At 69.4% G+C, this 13,644-nt stretch carries 17 protein-coding genes; 13 read left to right on the top strand and 4 right to left on the bottom strand.

What is annotated here, in order from left to right:
* Window positions 1–86 precede the first annotated feature (86 nt).
* Window positions 87–929: a pyrroline-5-carboxylate reductase gene (proC, locus tag ACU6RU_RS01600; protein ID WP_446725729.1), complete on the top strand. Its 843-nt coding sequence runs from the start codon at window positions 87–89 to the stop codon at window positions 927–929.
* A 108-nt stretch (window positions 930–1,037) separates the two neighbouring features.
* Here the strand turns inward: proC and ACU6RU_RS01595 are convergent, their stop codons facing one another.
* Window positions 1,038–1,709 (bottom strand): potassium channel family protein, encoded by a 672-nt coding sequence (locus ACU6RU_RS01595; protein ID WP_023952231.1) that lies wholly within the window; start codon window positions 1,707–1,709, stop codon window positions 1,038–1,040.
* A complete protein-coding gene (locus ACU6RU_RS01590) occupies window positions 1,702–3,144 on the bottom strand; it encodes a TrkH family potassium uptake protein (protein WP_120263334.1) in 1,443 nt (480 codons plus the stop codon). The genes ACU6RU_RS01595 and ACU6RU_RS01590 overlap by 8 nt, the downstream gene beginning before the upstream one ends.
* Window positions 3,145–3,244: 100 nt before the next feature.
* Between ACU6RU_RS01590 and ACU6RU_RS01585 the strand changes: the two genes are divergently transcribed.
* From ACU6RU_RS01585 to ACU6RU_RS01560, 6 genes are all read left to right on the top strand, one after another.
* Complete coding sequence (locus ACU6RU_RS01585) at window positions 3,245–3,652, top strand: ArsR/SmtB family transcription factor (protein WP_120263333.1); 408 nt, start codon at window positions 3,245–3,247, stop codon at window positions 3,650–3,652.
* Window positions 3,653–3,753: 101 nt separating this feature from the next.
* Complete coding sequence (locus ACU6RU_RS01580; protein ID WP_094262527.1) at window positions 3,754–3,945, top strand: helix-turn-helix domain-containing protein; 192 nt, start codon at window positions 3,754–3,756, stop codon at window positions 3,943–3,945.
* Window positions 3,946–4,028: 83 nt separating this feature from the next.
* Entirely contained in the window at window positions 4,029–4,127 is a 99-nt protein-coding gene (locus ACU6RU_RS01575; protein ID WP_003792170.1) for a 30S ribosomal protein bS22, read from the top strand.
* A 119-nt stretch (window positions 4,128–4,246) separates the two neighbouring features.
* Window positions 4,247–4,540, top strand: a complete 294-nt coding sequence (locus ACU6RU_RS01570; RefSeq protein ID WP_446725728.1) for a rhodanese-like domain-containing protein — start codon at window positions 4,247–4,249, stop codon at window positions 4,538–4,540.
* 16 nt (window positions 4,541–4,556) lie between these two features.
* Window positions 4,557–4,829, top strand: coding sequence for a glutaredoxin family protein (locus tag ACU6RU_RS01565; protein WP_446725727.1), 273 nt, complete (start codon window positions 4,557–4,559; stop codon window positions 4,827–4,829).
* The gene (locus ACU6RU_RS01560) at window positions 4,826–5,128 is read left to right on the top strand and encodes a Dabb family protein (RefSeq protein ID WP_120263330.1); all 303 of its coding nucleotides are present in this window, start codon (window positions 4,826–4,828) and stop codon (window positions 5,126–5,128) included. Before ACU6RU_RS01565 ends, ACU6RU_RS01560 begins: the two co-directional genes overlap by 4 nt.
* Window positions 5,129–5,167: 39 nt before the next feature.
* On the opposite strand, the gene ACU6RU_RS01555 is transcribed toward ACU6RU_RS01560, so the two are convergent.
* Complete coding sequence (locus tag ACU6RU_RS01555; RefSeq protein ID WP_289330986.1) at window positions 5,168–6,361, bottom strand: mechanosensitive ion channel family protein; 1,194 nt, start codon at window positions 6,359–6,361, stop codon at window positions 5,168–5,170.
* 89 nt (window positions 6,362–6,450) lie between these two features.
* Window positions 6,451–7,791 carry an aspartate--tRNA(Asn) ligase gene (aspS, locus tag ACU6RU_RS01550; RefSeq protein ID WP_446725726.1) on the bottom strand — a complete coding sequence of 447 codons (1,341 nt, stop codon included), beginning with the start codon at window positions 7,789–7,791 and terminating at the stop codon, window positions 6,451–6,453.
* Window positions 7,792–7,890: 99 nt separating this feature from the next.
* Between aspS and ACU6RU_RS01545 the strand changes: the two genes are divergently transcribed.
* The 6 genes from ACU6RU_RS01545 to ccsB are packed head-to-tail and all read left to right on the top strand — an operon-like array spanning window position 7,891 to window position 13,613.
* Complete coding sequence (locus tag ACU6RU_RS01545) at window positions 7,891–8,616, top strand: DedA family protein (protein ID WP_120263327.1); 726 nt, start codon at window positions 7,891–7,893, stop codon at window positions 8,614–8,616.
* Window positions 8,617–8,668: 52 nt separating this feature from the next.
* On the top strand, window positions 8,669–9,310 hold the full coding sequence (locus ACU6RU_RS01540; protein ID WP_120263326.1) for a histidine phosphatase family protein: 642 nt from the start codon (window positions 8,669–8,671) through the stop codon (window positions 9,308–9,310).
* Window positions 9,310–9,924: a TlpA family protein disulfide reductase gene (locus ACU6RU_RS01535; protein WP_120263325.1), complete on the top strand. Its 615-nt coding sequence runs from the start codon at window positions 9,310–9,312 to the stop codon at window positions 9,922–9,924. Before ACU6RU_RS01540 ends, ACU6RU_RS01535 begins: the two co-directional genes overlap by 1 nt.
* Window positions 9,921–10,781 carry a cytochrome c biogenesis CcdA family protein gene (locus ACU6RU_RS01530; RefSeq protein WP_446725725.1) on the top strand — a complete coding sequence of 287 codons (861 nt, stop codon included), beginning with the start codon at window positions 9,921–9,923 and terminating at the stop codon, window positions 10,779–10,781. Before ACU6RU_RS01535 ends, ACU6RU_RS01530 begins: the two co-directional genes overlap by 4 nt.
* Window positions 10,762–12,537, top strand: a complete 1,776-nt coding sequence (gene resB, locus ACU6RU_RS01525; protein ID WP_446725724.1) for a cytochrome c biogenesis protein ResB — start codon at window positions 10,762–10,764, stop codon at window positions 12,535–12,537. The genes ACU6RU_RS01530 and resB overlap by 20 nt, the downstream gene beginning before the upstream one ends.
* Window positions 12,538–12,542: 5 nt before the next feature.
* A complete protein-coding gene (gene ccsB, locus ACU6RU_RS01520) occupies window positions 12,543–13,613 on the top strand; it encodes a c-type cytochrome biogenesis protein CcsB (RefSeq protein ID WP_446725723.1) in 1,071 nt (356 codons plus the stop codon).
* Window positions 13,614–13,644: the final 31 nt, after the last annotated feature.

The following is a 13,644-nucleotide window of genomic DNA, read 5'->3' as shown; positions in this document are numbered from 1 at the left end:
GCGAGCGCCTCCGCGCCCGCGGACGTTCCGACTCTACCTCGCAGCCGTGCGCTCTGCTGGGAAACGACCGGACTTAAGATGACGGCATGTCCGACGTCGTCGCCCTGCCCCCGATCGCCATCCTCGGAGCCGGTTCGATGGGGGGTGCCGTGCTGTCGGGCCTGGTGGCCTCGGGTGCCGCGGCCGGGGGAGTGACCGTCACCAACCGCACCGCCGAGAAGGCCGCCGCCCTCGCCGACCTCGCGGGGGTCACGAGCATCGCGCTCGCCGACACTCCCAAGGGGAACACGGATGCCGCGGCTGCGGCCGACGTCGTGCTGATCGGTGTGAAGCCCGCGATGGTGCCCGATCTGCTGCGCGAGATCGCCCCGGTGCTGCGCCCCGGCGCGGTCGTGGTGAGTCTCGCCGCCGGGGTCACGATCGAGACCTTCGCCGGCATCCTCGGGCCCGACGTCGCCGTGATCCGCTCGATGCCCAACACCCCCGCCGTCGTCGGCAAGGCCGTCACGGGGCTCGCGGCCGGGCCTGCGGCATCCGATGACCACCGGGCGACGGTGCGCGCCCTGTTCGAGACATGCGGAGTCGTCGTCGAGGTGCCCGAGGAGCAGATCGATGCGCTCTCGACGATCTCGGGTTCGGGGCCCGCCTACGTCTTCCTGCTGATCGAGGAGCTCACCCGGGCTGCCGTCGGCAAGGGATTCGCCGAGGCCGAGGCTCGCGTCATGGCCGAGCAGACCTTCATCGGCGCGGCCGCTCTGCTCGACGCTTCGGGCGAGGACCCGGCCGAGCTGCGCCGCCGCGTCACGAGCCCCAAGGGCACGACCGAGCGGGCGATCGCCGTGCTGCAGGAGGCTCGGCTCGACGACGTCTTCGCGCGGGCGACCGACGCCGCGCTCGCCCGCGCGCGCGAGCTCGCCGCCGGCTCCTGACCCCGACGCAACGTCATCCGAGGTCCCACTTGGGCCGGGTATGCCGTCCGTTTACCCGGCCCAACTGGGACCTCGAGGCGGGGGCAGCGCGCAGCAGCGCGGGGCAGGTCAGCGGTCGAGTGAGGCGAAGCGCTCGATGTCGGAGTTCGTCCCCGAGACGATGATGAGGTCGTGGTTGGTGACGACGGTATTGGCCTCCGCGTAGCGGAAGGGCTTGCCGGGGCTCTTCACGCCGACGACGGTGACACGGTACTTCGTGCGCACTCCCGACTCGTTGAGACCGACGCCGCGGATGAACTTCGGGGGGTACATCTTCGCCAGGACGAAGTCGTCGTCGAAGCGGATGAAGTCGAGCATGCGCCCGCTGACGAGGTGGGCCACGCGCTCGCCGGCCTCGCGCTCGGGGTACACGACGTGGTTGGCGCCCACGCGGGCGAGGATCTTGCCGTGCGACTGCGAGACGGCCTTCGCCCAGATCTGGGGGACCTTCAGGTCGACGAGATTCGCGGTGATGAGCACGGACGCTTCGATCGACGAGCCGACGGCGACGACGGCGACCTGGAAGTCCTGTGCGCCGATCTGCTTGAGCGCGTCGAGGTTGCGGGCGTCGGTCTGCACGGCGTGCGTGACGCGCTCCGACCACTTCTGCACGAGTTCGAGGTTGTCGTCGATCGCGAGAACCTCGCGGTCGAGGCGGTCGAGCTCGCCCGCGCAGGCGGCGCCGAAACGCCCCAGCCCGATGACCAGCACGGGAGCGTCGCTTCGGATCTGCTCAACCAACGATCGGCCTTTCAACGGGCAGGGCGTACAACTGCGAACGGGATGCCGCGGCCACCGCTGCGGCGAGTGTCACTGTACCAACGCGTCCCATGAACATGACGAGGGCCATGACGTACACCGCGGGCTCGGGGAGTTCGGCCGTCAGGCCTGTCGACAGCCCCACGGTCGCGAACCCGGAGATGACGTCGAAGAGCACCTCGTCGACGGGAGCCTTCGTGATCTGCGCGATGGTCACGGTGCCGATCGCGACGATCGTGGCGCTCCACGCGACGACCGAGAGTGCCACGCGTTGGACGTCGCTGGGGATGCGGCGGCCGAACACCTGCACCGACGGACGTCCCTTCGCCTCCGACCACACGGCGAGGGCGAGCACCGCGAGGGTGGTGACCTTGATGCCGCCGGCGGTGGAGGCAGATCCGCCGCCGACGAACATGAGCATCGATCCGACGATGAGGGACGAACCGTGCATCTCGCCGATGTCGATGATCGAGAAGCCGCCCGACCGGGTCATCGCTGAGATGAAGAAGGCCTGGAAGGTCGTGTCCCACGCCTCCATCGACCCGAAGGTCGCGGGATTGTCGTACTCGAGGAGCAGGAAGACTCCGGCGCCGGTGAAGAACAGGATGACCGTGGTGATGATCGTGAGCTTCGCGTGCAGCGACCACGCGCGCACATGCCACTGGTGCCGCCAGAGCGTGAAGATCACGGGGAAGCCGATCGACCCGAGGAACACGCCGACCATCAGCACGGTGAGCATCACGTAGTCCTGCGCGAACGGCTGCAGCCCCTCCGCGTTGGGTGAGAAGCCGGTGTTGGTGAAGGCCATGGCCGCGTAGTACGGGGCCTCCCACAGGGCGGTGAGGGGATCGACGCCGCCGAGCAGCAGCGACGGGTACAGCAGGACGGCGAGCCCCGCCTCGATGACGAGCGTCGACAGCGCGACGGTGCGCAGCAGCAAGCCGACCTCGCCGAGGCGGACGGCCTGACCTTCGTTGACCGGACCGCCGTGTGCGCGCATCGGATTGCTGTCGCCGGCGGCGATGAGCTTCGCACGCAGGCCGAGGCGCTTGGAGATGACGAGCCCCAGGATCGACGCGAGTGTCAGCACGCCGAGGGCACCGACGTTGACGCCGATGTAGATGAGGATGTGGCCGAACGGCGACCAGTGCGTGGCCATGTCGACGGTGGCCAAGCCCGCGACGCAGATCGTCGACACCGCGGTGAAGAGCGCATCGGCGAAGGGTGTAGCCCGGCCCGATGCGGATGCCGCGGGCAGGGAGAACAGCGTCGTGAAGACGAGGATCAGCGTCGAGAAGATCAGCACCGCGAAGCGTGAGGGCGAGGCGGTCGCCAGGTCGCGACCGGCGTCCCAGGCACTGCGTCCGAAGCCGCCGAGACGGGTGAGGACGATCGCGCCGACGGACCTGTCCGCCATGCGTGTTCCTCCCCACGATCGCAGCTGTTGCTCCCGGCTCCGCAGTAGGTCGGTGCCGATGTCATGGTACTCGGGCGCGCGCGCCGACTAACCTGAATGCATGGCGGACATCTTCGACGTGATCGCCGACGGCACCCGTCGGGACATCCTGCGGCTCTTGCTCGATCGGGACTCCGATCCGCGCTCCTCCGGGACGAGCGTCTCGCAGATCGTGAACGAGCTCGGCGTGAGCCAGCCGACGATCTCCAAGCACCTCAAGGTGCTGCGGGGGGCCGAGCTCGTGACCGTGCGCGAGGAAGGGCAGCACCGCTACTACAGCCTGTCGCCCGAGCCGCTCGACGTCGTCGACGACTGGCTCGTGCCGTTCCTCTCCTCGGAGGCTTACGACGCCGAGCCCGTCCCCGCGCTCCCCGAGCAGGCGGTCGCCGCGGCCGAGCTGGTCGGGCGGGCTGCGGCATCCGCGAAGCACGCCGTCACGAGCGTGTTCGGCAAGCGTTCCGCGCGCTGACCCCGGCACATCCCGCGCCCCGGAAGCAACAGGCGTCACTTCGGTTTACACGCGTCGCGCCTCGCCCCTAGAGTGTTCGCATCCGGGGGAAAGGGATGACGATGGCCGAGCTGCCCGATGTGCGCTTCCTCACTGTGGCGGAGGTGGCGGAGATCATGCGGGTGTCGAAGATGACGGTGTATCGCCTCGTTCACTCCGGCGAGCTGCCCGCTGTGCGCTTCGGCCGCAGCTACCGCGTACCCGAATCTGCGGTGCGCGACGCCGTGCAACGGCCGATCGCCGACGTCGGCTAGACTGATCCGAGGCATTTTTCGCGAGGTGCCTGTTCCCGGACGCATACGAGATGCGTCCAGACCCTGACATAGTGAGGTTTTCCGTGGGTTCTGTCATCAAGAAGCGCCGCAAGCGCATGGCGAAGAAGAAGCACCGCAAGCTGCTTCGCAAGACTCGCCACCAGCGCCGCAACAAGAAGTAAGTCGCGGCGACGTCACTGAGCGCCCCATTCGGCTCCGGCCGAGGGGCGCTTCGTGCTTTCCGGGTGCCGCCGCCACGGTGCTGTGCGGTGCGGCCTAGGCTGAACGTGGAGGAATGAGCATGAAATCCATCACCATCGACGAGCTCCATGCGGGCCGCGACATCCCCCTCATCGACGTGCGCGAAGACCACGAGTACGCCGCGGGGCGCGTGCCCGGCGCGATCAGCATTCCGATGTCGCAGCTCGGTGAACGCATCGACGAGCTGCCCGACGGCGCCTTCGACGTAATTTGCCAGGCCGGCGGACGGTCGGCCCAGGTGGTCGCGGCGCTCGAGGCCCGCGGCTACGACGCCACGAACGTCACCGGCGGTACGGGCGAGTGGGCCGCACGCGGCTTCGAGCTCGAGCGCTGACACCGCTTCGCGTCCGATGCCCACCCTCACCCTCATCTCCAAGCCCGGCTGCCACCTCTGCGATGTCGCCCGCGAGATCGTCGACACCGTCGTGGCCGACCTGCCCGCCGGCACCGAGGTCGATGTCGTGGAGCGATCGATCTTCGATGACCCGTCGCTTTTCGAGCAATGGTGGCAGAAGATCCCCGTCGTGCTGATCGACGATCGCCTCCACGCGCACTGGCGCGTGTCCGCCGACCGGCTGCGCACCGCGCTGACCGAGAAGACCCCGACCGAGGAGCCCGCATGACCATCCGCCACGTCGTCGCCTGGAAGCTCGCCGCTGAGGACGCCGCGACCCGGGCCGAGCACGCCGCCGAGGTGTCGCGCCGCATCCAGGCCCTCGTGGGTGTCGTCCCCTCGATCCGCTCACTGAGCATCGGACCGAACGCTGCCTACGCCGAGGTCAACGGCGACGTGGCACTGGTCGCCGACTTCGATGATGTCGCCGGACTCGAGGAGTATCAGGTGCACCCGGCTCACCAGGAGGTCGCCGCCTTCGTCCGCGGCGTCGTCGCGAGCCGCATCTCGGTCGACTTCGAGGTCTGAGCCGAGGCTCCACCGCACGCGGCGGCGCGGACGAGCGCGTCAGTCGCGCCGATCGCGCTCGGCGAGGTCGCCTGTCACGATCACCGGGATCGCGTTGGTGAACGTGCTCGCCCGTCGCTCCGCCTCGGCGCTCCCGGTGAACAGCCCGTCGTTGGTCGGCGTGGGGTCGTGCGTGATGGCGTGGTCGTCGCCGTGGCCCGGGGTCGCGGCATCCGACATGACGATGCGCTGCACCGGGACGGCCTGCGGCATGGTGCGCTGCACCCACATCACCATCGCCTCGCGCACGAGACAGCGCAGGTCGAACAGCGTGGGGGCATCCTTCGCGGTGACCAGGATGCGCACGCGCACATAGCCGGCAACGGCATCCGTCACCTGCAGCACCGATGTCCGGCGGTCCCAGAGGTCGGTCTTCTCGAGCACATCGTGCAGATGGGCGCGCATCGCGGTGGGCGAGACGTTCCAATCGAGGTCCATCTCGACGGCGCCCAGCAGCTCCGAGCCGCGCCGAGTCCAGTTCTCGAACGGGGTCGTGGTGAAGTAGGTGCAGGGGAGGACCAGACGCCGGTCGTCCCAGAGGTCGAGCACGACGTAGCTGAGGGTGATCTCGCCGACGCGACCCCACTCGCCGTCGGCGACGACGACGTCATCGACACGCAGCGCGTCGCTGAAGACGATCTGCAATCCCGCGAAGACGTTGGCGAGCACCGACTGGGCGGCGAGTCCGGCGACCACCGAGGCGATACCCGCAGAGGCCAGGACGCTCGCTCCGACGGCGCGCACCGAGTCGAAGGTCAGCAGCACCGCACCGATGCCGATCACGATGATGATCGCGACCGCGAGGCGGCGGACGATCAGCATCTGCGTGCGGATGCGGCGGGCGACGCGGTTGTCGGGCACATCGATGCGGTACCGGCCGAGCGCGACATCGGTGACGGCGAGCACGAGGGAAGCGAGCAGCCAGGCGCTCGCGGCGATGATCGCGATCGTCAGGACCTGGCCGAGGACCGACCGCCACAGCTCGTCCGGGAACGACGTCTGCACCGCCGCCCAGAGGGCGATGGCGACGAGCAGCGACCGGAACGGGGCACGGGAACGACGACTGAGCACTTCGGGCCAACGCTGCCGTCGCGCCGCGATGCGCAGCGCGACATGAGCGACCACCGCGATCACAGCGGCGACCGCGAGGCCCACCAGTACAGCGATGGCGAACTGCATCCACCCGTCCCACATACGTTCTGCTCCTTCCGTCGCCGAAGAAGCCACGATACGGGCGGTGCCGAACGCCGGCTGTGCGCTTGCCGGGTGCGTGGGGAGATGTGTTACGGGGCGAGGCGCGTCGGACCGCGGAAGAGGTAGGTGACCTCGCGGATCGACGACTCGCCGAGCAGCAGCATCAGCACGCGTGCGAGACCCATGCCGAACCCGCCGTGGGGCGGGGCGCCGTAACGGAAGAAGTCGAGGTAGAAGTCGAGGTGCTCGGGCTCGAGACCCTTCTCCTTGGCCTGCTCGATGAGAACGTCGACGCGGTGCTCGCGCTGCGCGCCCGTCGTGATCTCGACGCCGTTGAAGAGCAGGTCGTACGACTTCGTGAGCCCGGTCTCCTCGTCGCGCATGTGGTAGAACGCGCGGATCTCGGGGTGGTAGTCGGTGATGAAGACGAACTGGTGGCCGTACGTCTCGAGCACGTGCGCCGAGATCTGGCGCTCGCCCTCGGGGTCGAGGTCGCCGTCGGTGCGCGGGATGTCGTAGCCCCGGGCCGCGACGATCTCGCGCGCCTCGGCGAGCGGGATGCGGGGGAACGGGGTCTGCGGCACCTGCACCTCGACGCCGAACAGCTCGGCGATCTCGTCACCGTGCTTGTCCTTGACGGCCTGGAAGGCGAACTGCAGCAACTCCTCCTGCATCGCGGCGACGTCCTCGTGCGAGTCGATCCAGCTGATCTCGGCGTCGATCGAGGTGAACTCGGTCGCGTGGCGCGAGGTGAAGGACGGGTCGGCGCGGAAGACGTCGCCGATCTCGAAGATCTTCCCGAAGCCCGCCGACTGCGCCATCTGCTTGAAGAACTGCGGGCTCTGAGCGAGGTACGCGGTCTTGTCCTCGAAGTAGGGCACCTCGAACAGCTCAGCTGCCGACTCGGATGCCGATGCCATGAGCTTGGGGGAGTGGATCTCGATGTAGTCGCGCTCGATCCAGTAGGTGCGCATCGCGTGCTCGAGCGTCGTCTGCACGCGGAAGATGAGGTTGTTGCGGCGCTGGCGCAGGTCGAGGAAGCGCCAGTCCATGCGCTTGTCGAGGCCGGAGTCGGCGGCGATCGGGGTCTCGGGCAGGGCCGCGGCCGCGATGTCGAGGGCGCCGATCTTGATCTCGACGCCGCCGAGCTTGACCCGCTCGTCGTGCTTGAGGTCTCCCGTGACGGTCAGGAAGGTGCCCGTCGACAGGTTCGAGATCAGCTCGGTGAGGGCGAGGGCCGCGGCATCCTGCTCGCTGCCGTCCTCGGTCGGGCGGGTCGCGGGGTTGACCAGCTGCACGGCGCCGGTCTCGTCGCGGAGGATGACGAACTGCACCTTCTTCTGATCGCGGACGGTCTCGACCCATCCGGACACCGAAACGGGGCCGTCGGGGCGGGCCTGCAGCTGCTGGACGAGAACGCGTTCACTCACGAGGGGAGAGTCTACGCGTCCAGCTATCTCCGACGTCGCGCCCCTAGGCTGTGCGCGGGGCCCGCCCGGGCATCCGATCACCGAGCGCGAAGGCACCCGATGACCGTCTTGACCCGCACCGCCTACGCTCACGCGTCGGCACCTGCCGCCGAGGAGGGAGGGTCGTGGCTGACGACCCTCGCCGACTGGACCGTCTCGCTCATGGACACGATCGGGCCCGCCGGCGCGGCGATCGCGGTCGGCATGGACAATCTCTTCCCGCCGATCCCGAGCGAGGTCGTGCTCCCGATGGCCGGGCTCGCCGCCTCGCGCGGCTCGTTCACCCTCGCGGAGGCGATCCTGTGGACGACCTTCGGGTCGGTCTTCGGCGCCTACATCCTCTACGTCCTCGGCCGGTGGCTCGGCGCCGACCGCCTGCGCCGCATCGCCGACCGGATGCCGCTCGTGACCGGCGACGACGTCGTGCGGTCGGTGCACTGGTTCGAGAAGCACGGGTCGATCGCCGTGTTCTTCGGGCGCATGGTGCCGCTCTTCCGCAGCCTCATCTCGATCCCCGCGGGGGTCGCCCGGATGCACTGGTGGAAGTTCGGGCTGCTCACGACGGCGGGCAGCCTCATCTGGAACTCGATCTTCGTGATGGCGGGCTTCCTGCTGGGTGAGAACTGGCACATCGTCGAGCAGTACGCCGAGATCTTCCAGACGATCGTGATCATCGTCGTCGCCGTGCTCGTCGTGTGGTTCGTCGTTTCGCGCGTGCGCGACCTGCGGCGCGGCCGGACCACCGGTTCGGGCACCGCCCCCGAGCCGAGCCCGGAGGGGCCCTGACCGGTCGTGCGCTCAGGGTCCGCATAGGAGCGGCCGCCGTAGACTGGAGACCGTGCCCGCAGCCCGTCTCCACCTCGTGCGCCACGGTGAGGTCCACAACCCCCGGCGCGTGCTCTACGGACGGCTGCCGCACTTCGGGTTGAGCGAGGACGGCCGTCGTATGGCCCGCTCCGCCGCCGAGTACGTCGCGTCGCTGGACCGCCCGGTCGCCGCGCTGATGTCATCTCCGTTGCAGCGCACCCGCGAATCGTCCGAACCCTTCACCGAACTCTTCGGCCTCGACCCCGTCATCGACGAGCGGGTCATCGAGCCGCACAACGTCTTCGAGGGCCGGCGCATGCGCCACGCGCTCGTCAATCCCTTGAACTGGCGGCACCTGCGCACGCCGGCGACCCCCAGCTGGGGTGAGCCGTACATCGAGATCGTGGCGCGCATGGACGCTGCGATGCGCGACGCATGGCATGCGAGCGATGCGGGCGACGTCGTGATCGTCTCGCACCAGCTGCCCATCTGGATCACCCACCTCGCGATCGCGGGTGAACCCCTGCGCCACGACCCGCGCCGACGTCGGTGCGCCCTCTCGAGCGTCACGAGCTTCGAGCTCGGCGACGGGGGAGAGCGTGCCGCGTGGCGCGAGGTCGCATATGCCGAGCCCGCATCGACCGCGGGCGCCGTCGATGTAGGAGCCGTCTGATGAAGCGTCGCCTCATGGCCGCCGCCCTCGCCCTCGGACTCGCGGCGGGGCTCGCCGCCTGCTCGAGCCCGAACGACGACCTCGCCGGGCAGTACCGCGACGGTGACAACAAGGGCTTCATCTCAGGCGACGGCACGACGACCGAGATCCCGGAGGCCGAACGGGGCGCCCCGATCGAGTTCACGGGAACGGCCGTCGACGGCTCGACGGTCTCGAGCGCCGACTACGCCGGAAAGCCTCTCGTCCTGAACTTCTGGTACGCCCAGTGCGGGCCGTGCCGCGCCGAGGCGCCGCTGCTCCAGGAGGTCTACACCGACACGCAGGCCGTCGGCGCCGACTTCCTCGGCATCAACATCTACGACGGGCCCGAGCAGGCTGCGGCCTTCGAGCAGAACTACGGCATCGGCTACCCCTCGCTGCTCATGCAGGGCGACGGCGAGCTCAAGCTGGCGCTCGCGGCATCCGCGTCGGTTCAGGCCGCCCCCACGACGCTCGTGCTCGACACCGAGGGCCGGGTCGCCGCGCGGATCGTCGGGCAGCTTCGGGATGCCGGCATCCTCCGCACTCTGGTCGAGGACGCCGCGAAGGCGGGCGCCGGCGCGGGATCGTCGTGAACCCGGGCGAGATCGTCTTCGGCGGAGCCCTGTGGCTCGCGGTGCCTATCGCCGTGCTCGCGGGCCTCGTCTCGTTCCTCTCGCCGTGCGTCCTGCCCCTCGTACCCGGCTACCTCGGTTTCCTCGGCAGCGCGGTCACGCCGCGTGAGCCCGCCGCCGGTGCGGCCGGCCGCGACGGGAATCGGAGGATCTCGCGAACGTCGGAGGATGCGGGCGGATCGGTCCGCGTTTCGACGGATTCTCCGACGGTGGCGAATGCGACCGTCCCCTCCGGCCCCGGCCGCGGACGACTCCTCCTCGGCGTCGGGCTCTTCATCGCGGGATTCACCGTCGTCTTCCTGGCGATGGGCGTCTTCGCGGGCACCATCGGCCGGGTCTTCTTCGAGTACCAGGACGTCATCACCCGCGTCCTCGGCGCCGTCGTGATCGTGCTCGGCCTCGTCTTCGTCGGGATGTTCGGCTTCGCGCAGCGCATCTACCGGCCGCAGCTGCGACAGAACCTCGGTCTCGCCGGAGCCCCGCTGCTCGGCATCGCGATGGGCATCGGCTGGGCGCCGTGCATCGGTCCGACCCTCGCCGCGATCCTCTCGATCGCGCTCAGCCAGGCCGACCCCGCCCGCGCGGGGGTTCTCGCGGTCGCGTACTCGCTCGGCCTCGGCATCCCCTTCGTGCTTCTCGCGCTCGGCGCGAGCTGGGCCACCCGCTCCGTGGCGTTCGTGCGCCGGCACATCCGCGTCGTGAACATCGCCGGCGGTGCGTTGCTGGTCGTTCTCGGCGTGCTGATGGTCACCGGCGTCTGGACCACGATCATGTCCGTCTTCCAAGGAGTGGTGGCCGGTGTCCCGACCTTCCTCTGACCAGGCCGATCCCTCGGCGCCGCTGCGACCGGGCGACCACTCCGACGCCCCTCTCGACAGCGGGGCCGGCGGCGACCGCCCGATCACGCAGCCCCAGCTCGGCGTCGTCGGATGGCTGCGGTGGGGCTGGCGTCAGCTGACGAGCATGCGCACGGCGCTCGTGCTGCTGCTCCTGCTGGCGATCGCCGCCATCCCGGGGTCGATCGTGCCGCAGCGTGGCGCCGACCCCAACGGCGTCACCCAGTGGCGCACCGACAACCCCGACCTGTATCCGATCCTCGACGCGCTGCAGCTGTTCGACGTGTACACGTCCGTGTGGTTCTCGGCGATCTACATCCTGCTGTTCGTCTCGCTCGTCGGGTGCGTCATCCCGCGGACGAAGCACCACTGGCAGGCGATGAAGTCGCGTCCGCCGCGCACTCCCGCCCGCCTGTCGCGGCTGGCGGATCACCGCACGGTCGGCGTCTCCCTGCGCGACGACGAGGATGCCGCGGCCGTCGCCTCCGCCGCCATCGACGAAGCCCAGCGGCAGCTGCGCAAGTCGGGCTACCGCGTCGAGCGGTACGACTCGGGCCAGACCGCTTCGGTCTCGGCCGAGCGCGGCTATCTGCGTGAGACGGGCAACCTCGTCTTCCACGGTGCACTCGTGGGCGTGCTGATCTCGGTCGGCGTCGGCGGGGGCCTGACCTACACGGGCCAGACCGTCATCGTCGAGGGCGACACGTTCGTCAACTCGCTCGGTCTGGGCTACACCTCGTTCAACCCGGGTCGGTTCGTCGACACCGACCAGATGCCGCCGTACTCGCTGACCCTCGACGAGTTCGACGTCTCGTACGGTCCGTTCACGGGGGGACCGGGCCACGGTATGGCAGGCGACTTCCTCGCCCATCTCACGGTGGCCGAGCCCGGGCAGGAGCCGCGGGACGGCGAGGTGCGGGTGAATCATCCGTACGGGATCGAGGGCGACCGCATCTACCTGATGGGCAACGGGTACGCCCCCACGATCACCGTCCGCGACGCCGCGGGCGAGGTCGTCTTCAGCGAAGACGTGCCGTTCCTGCCGCAGGACAACAACATGACCTCGATCGGCGTCGTCAAGATCGCCGATGGGATGCCGCAGCAGCTCGGACTCGCCGGGTTCTTCTACCCGACGGCGGCGACACTCGAGTCGGGGGCCATCGCCTCCGCCTACGGCGACCTCACCAACCCGCTCGTGACCTTCCGCGTGTACGAGGGGGACCTCGGCATCGACGACGGAACGCCGCGCTCGGTCTACACGCTCGACCCGACCGGTATGGAGCAGATCGCCGGCGGCGACTCGGGGGCCGCGTCGCTCGAGCTCGAGCCCGGTCAGACGGTCGACCTGCCCGGCGGCCGCGGCACCGTGACGTTCGAGGACCAGCGAGCGTCGGGTGCCGACGAAGCGGTGAAGCGTTACGTCTCGCTGTCGATCCACCGCGACGTGGGGGCGCCGTTCGTGCTCGTGTTCGCGATCCTCGCCACCCTGGGCCTGCTCGCGGGGCTCTTCGTGCCGCGTCGGCGCCTGTGGGTCAAGGCGACTCCCGTCGACGGTGCGATCCGCCTGGAGTACGCCGGCCTCGCCCGCGGCGAGGATCCCGCGATCGCCCAGGCGGTCGCCGACATCTCGCGCAGCCACCTCGCCGCCCTCGGGCGTGACGAGGTCGAGCTGCCGCCGGAGGCCGAGCGTCCCCGTCGTCCCCGCCCCGCCCGCGCGCAAGCGCCCGACGTAAACTGAGGATCATGCCCGAAGACCTGTCGCTGGATGCCGTATCGGTCCTGCTCGTATGGACAGCGGTGGCTGTGTACGCGCTGGCCTTCATCGCCTACGCGGTCGATCTGGCGCGCCGGTCCGACCTCGCGCTGAAGACGAAGGACACGGTTCCGGCGGCGGCCGCTGCGCCCGCCCTCGTCGCCGCCGGCGGCGGCGCTCAGACGATCGGCGAGATCCGCGCTGCGGAGGCGCAGGCGGAGCTCGCCCTCAACGCTCGGCCCGCAGACCGCCCGCGTCTGCTCTGGGCGCGCATGGGCACGACCCTGACCTGGATCGGATTCCTGTTCCACCTGGGGGCGACCGTGCTGCGCGGCATCGCCGCCGAGCGTGTGCCGTGGTCGAACATGTACGAGTTCGCCCTGACCGGTCTGCTCCTGGTCGTCATGGTCTATCTCGTGGTGCTCTTCCGATACGACCTCCGCTTCCTCGGTACCTTCATCACCGGGCTCGCGGTCGTCCTGCTCGGTGGTTCGGTCATCAACTTCCACGTCGCGGTGGTGCCTCTCGCCGACCCGCTGAAGTCGATCTGGCTCGTCATCCACGTCTTCGTGGCGTCGTTGGCGTCGGCGTTCTTCGCGCTGGCGTTCGCCCTGTCGATCGTGCAGCTCATGCAGGCGCGACGCGAGGCGCGTGCTCTCGCCCGGGTCAGCGGCGAAGACGGTGAGACGGCATCCGCGGCATCCGCGCCCCGGCGCGATGGCGCGCGGTTCCTTCGCACCCTGCCGAGTGCCGACGCCCTCGAGTCGCTGGCCTACCGCTTCGCGATCATCGGCTTCATCTTCTGGACCTTCACCCTCATCGCGGGTTCCATCTGGGCCAACGACGCATGGGGTCGGTACTGGGGCTTCGACACGAAGGAAGTGTGGACCTTCGTCATCTGGGTGCTCTACGCCGGGTACATCCACGCTCGCGCGACCCGCGGCTGGCGCGGCACCCGCAGTGCCTGGCTCTCGATCGTCGGCTTCTCGGCGGTGCTGTTCAACTTCATCATCGTCAACCAGTTCTTCAAGGGCCTCCACGCGTACAGCGGCCTGAGCTGACCCCTCGCTGAGCTTGCACCCGGTTGGATTG

The organism is Microbacterium sp. F1-18 (assembly GCF_052921305.1).
This window is presented reverse-complemented; position numbering and strand designations above follow the sequence as displayed.

Excerpts from the sequence above, each read along its gene's own strand:
- proC (WP_446725729.1), top strand. The coding sequence starts at position 87 with ATGTCCGACGTCGTCGCCCTGCCCCCGATCGCCATCCTCGGAGCCGGT.
- ACU6RU_RS01590 (WP_120263334.1), bottom strand. The coding sequence starts at position 3,144 with ATGGCGGACAGGTCCGTCGGCGCGATCGTCCTCACCCGTCTCGGCGGC.
- ACU6RU_RS01585 (WP_120263333.1), top strand. The coding sequence starts at position 3,245 with ATGGCGGACATCTTCGACGTGATCGCCGACGGCACCCGTCGGGACATC.
- ACU6RU_RS01580 (WP_094262527.1), top strand. The coding sequence starts at position 3,754 with ATGGCCGAGCTGCCCGATGTGCGCTTCCTCACTGTGGCGGAGGTGGCG.
- ACU6RU_RS01570 (WP_446725728.1), top strand. The coding sequence starts at position 4,247 with ATGAAATCCATCACCATCGACGAGCTCCATGCGGGCCGCGACATCCCC.
- ACU6RU_RS01565 (WP_446725727.1), top strand. The coding sequence starts at position 4,557 with ATGCCCACCCTCACCCTCATCTCCAAGCCCGGCTGCCACCTCTGCGAT.
- ACU6RU_RS01560 (WP_120263330.1), top strand. The coding sequence starts at position 4,826 with ATGACCATCCGCCACGTCGTCGCCTGGAAGCTCGCCGCTGAGGACGCC.
- ACU6RU_RS01555 (WP_289330986.1), bottom strand. The coding sequence starts at position 6,361 with ATGTGGGACGGGTGGATGCAGTTCGCCATCGCTGTACTGGTGGGCCTC.
- ACU6RU_RS01545 (WP_120263327.1), top strand. The coding sequence starts at position 7,891 with ATGACCGTCTTGACCCGCACCGCCTACGCTCACGCGTCGGCACCTGCC.
- ACU6RU_RS01535 (WP_120263325.1), top strand. The coding sequence starts at position 9,310 with ATGAAGCGTCGCCTCATGGCCGCCGCCCTCGCCCTCGGACTCGCGGCG.
- ccsB (WP_446725723.1), top strand. The coding sequence starts at position 12,543 with ATGCCCGAAGACCTGTCGCTGGATGCCGTATCGGTCCTGCTCGTATGG.